Raw genomic sequence first — 2,822 nt, 5'->3', positions numbered from 1 at the left:
TGTCCAAGACCTAATCCAAAATTACCTGCATTAAAAAATTCTAAGATATATAAACTAAAAATAACGTATACGATCCCTAATGCAAATTCTCTTGCAACTAGTACCCATATTGCACTTTTTAATACAGGCATGTTTTTAATTTCTAATAGTCCTTCAGAGACTTGTTTAAAGTAAGAATCTTTGACCTTACTTGACTCAATTTTTTCACTAATCTTTATAAACATAAGACAAACTGCAGAGATTAAAAATGTAAATGCATCAATAAAATAAATCATTTTAATAGATAATATCTCTGTAACGAGTCCACCGACTCCCGTAGAAATAAGCATAACTGCGCTAAAACTTGTAGTAAGGATACTATTTGCGCGCGTTAAACTTTGTTGAGGTATCACTTCAGGAATAAACGATGAACGTGCTGGTAAGTACAAGCCTGAAAATGATCCATTAATAATAAGAAGTAAATATAAAAAATATGGAGACACATTAGTCGAAACAACTATTACAAACCCAATTCCAATACATAAACGAGCAATATCTGCAATAATCATAAGTAAACGTCGGGAAAATCTGTCAATAATCGGACTGAAAACCATTGAAACAACTATTGTAGGCAGAATTGAACAAATAAATAATAAACTTATATGTGTAGCGTCTCCTGTTAATTTATAAATTAAACCAATTGTCGCAACTGTGCGGAACCAGTCTCCAAAGGCTGATAAATTTTGTCCAAATAGTAATAGTAGGAAATTCTTGTCCCTCCACAATACATATTTATCAACTTTATTTGTATTCACTAAACTTCCACTCCAACTGGTTCGTACCAATTCAATTGTTTCTGTAGTCCATTTACACTTTTATCAAAATATACTTTTTCGTTTGCAGGAATTAAATCTACTAGTATAGCAGGATACCAAGGTTTTGCTTCCTCTTTCAAAATATAACAATCTTTCTCTTCAATGACTACCTCTAAGTGTACGAGAGAATTTAATTTAGCAATTATTTTATCTTTTTCTGGCATTTCCTCTATATAATGTTTCTCTAATCTCATTGTTTTCGGGAAAAATATAAATCTTCTATCATACGCATGATATAAACGTGATTTTGCAACGGCTAATCCTTGCTCCTTGATTTGTTCTATATATTTTTGTGTGTTCCCCTCATTTGCCCATGTAATACCTTGCATATATGTCACGGCTCCAGTTCCTAATCCTATACACTGGTCCTCATATCCACCATAAATAATCTCTCCATATTTAAACCTCTTTTCTTCATGTCCAGGTGCCATAAATGTATATACATACTTTTGATTCCAACCACTATTTCTAAAATGATTATATGTTATACGATTATATTTAATTTTTTCTGCAGGAGTAGGAGGCCTTGGAATACTACCTTTTGTTATTTTGTTTAACCACCCTTTTGAACATGCAATGTATTCTAAAGGATAGGCATCTATACTAGTTGTTCCCAATTCCATTACTGCATTTAAGTCATCTATAAGTTCTTTTTCACTCTGTCCGGGTAACTGATATAACAAATCTAAATTATAGCTTTTAAAATATCGCTTCATTGTCTCAACAGTATGTTGTATCTGTTCATAACTTGAAGTTAAATTAAATAACTTTCTATATTTAGGGTTCAAAGTTTGTACTCCAAAACTTCCACGATTTGCTCCCCCAGCTGCCATTGCTGCAATTCTTTCTTCATCTGCTGTTTTTGCCTCACATTCAAACGTCCACTCATAGTCAGGTGACAACCTGAAATTTTTATTAATTGCTGTTGTTAACTTTTCTATTAAAGTAGGAGTAAGTACAGAGGGCGTTCCTCCACCAACAAAAATAACATCGAATGTTAAAGCTTGAATGACAGGAGATGAGGATAATAATTCCATCTCTTTAATAAGACATTCTACATACTCTCCAATTATAGGTTCATACTTTGTAGATTTAATAAATGGACAAAATGAGCAAATAGTATCACAAAAAGGTATATGAAGGTATAATGCTGTTTTTCCTTTTTTCTGACTTACCTCTGTTTTCCGCAACATATTTTCAACTCTACTTTGAGCATTTTCAACACTATCCTCCCCAAAAAAAGGGTATAAAAAATTCCATAACATAGGATGTTCTGGATAAATTTTTTGCATTATATTCATATCATTTTTTCCTACCTTTCAGTTCATTTTTTATAAATCATAGGGGAGTTAAAATAACTCCCCTATGATTTATCCATTAAAGTGCAATCCATTCAGTTTTTAAAGCAATCCACTCTTTTTTCATAATTATAGTTCCCCCTTCATTTTTATTAGACGTTTTATTCTGAAATTTCAGTTTACTACGCCTGTTTTTTATTATAATTCTTATTTTCCGAGTATTCTATATCTATCTTTTTTCTCAATAATTGTCTTATGTATTTATAAAATTTAATAATAATAAAATGATACTACGAGATTCCTATATATTTTGAAACTCCTTTGCATTATATAAAATTAGTTATTTTTTACATTAATGTTTTTCTATAGTATTTAATCATATAAAGTAAATCTTTAATCAACCCTCACCAATCAGGATTTTTCGGGATAAAATATTGAACTTCTCATAATCGTGAAACCTATAGTATTTTTGAGCATCACAATCGAAACCTCCACTGTTTTAGATCTTTAAAAAAAGAAAGACACTCAAAATTGAGTGCCTTTCCTTATCCACTGTTAGTTTGAAACACTATGGATTTCCTTTACATTTTCATTATATACGCTCATAAACCCTTCAATCTCTTCAACTTCTCTAATAATATCTTTCGATAAGTTTTCATACCCATCTTTC

2 protein-coding genes are annotated in these 2,822 nt (G+C 30.9%); both read right to left on the bottom strand.

Annotated elements, in window-relative coordinates:
- On the bottom strand, positions 1-794 hold a 794-nt coding region (locus KVT34_RS29280; RefSeq protein WP_217563192.1), incomplete at its 3' end, for an MFS transporter.
- Positions 794-2,155 (bottom strand): coproporphyrinogen-III oxidase family protein, encoded by a 1,362-nt coding sequence (locus KVT34_RS29275; RefSeq protein ID WP_226545428.1) that lies wholly within the window; start codon positions 2,153-2,155, stop codon positions 794-796. The genes KVT34_RS29280 and KVT34_RS29275, both read right to left, overlap by 1 nt.
- Positions 2,156-2,822 lie beyond the last annotated feature (667 nt).

Source organism: Paenibacillus sp. GbtcB18 (assembly GCF_019091125.1).
In the GTDB taxonomy this organism is placed as follows: domain Bacteria; phylum Bacillota; class Bacilli; order Paenibacillales; family NBRC-103111; genus Paenibacillus_F; species Paenibacillus_F chitinolyticus.
Note: the sequence above shows the minus strand (reverse complement) of the source record. Positions and strands in the feature narration are given on the sequence as shown.

Coding starts and splice junctions, on each gene's coding strand:
- KVT34_RS29275 (WP_226545428.1), bottom strand. CDS start 2,155: ATGAATATAATGCAAAAAATTTATCCAGAACATCCTATGTTATGGAAT.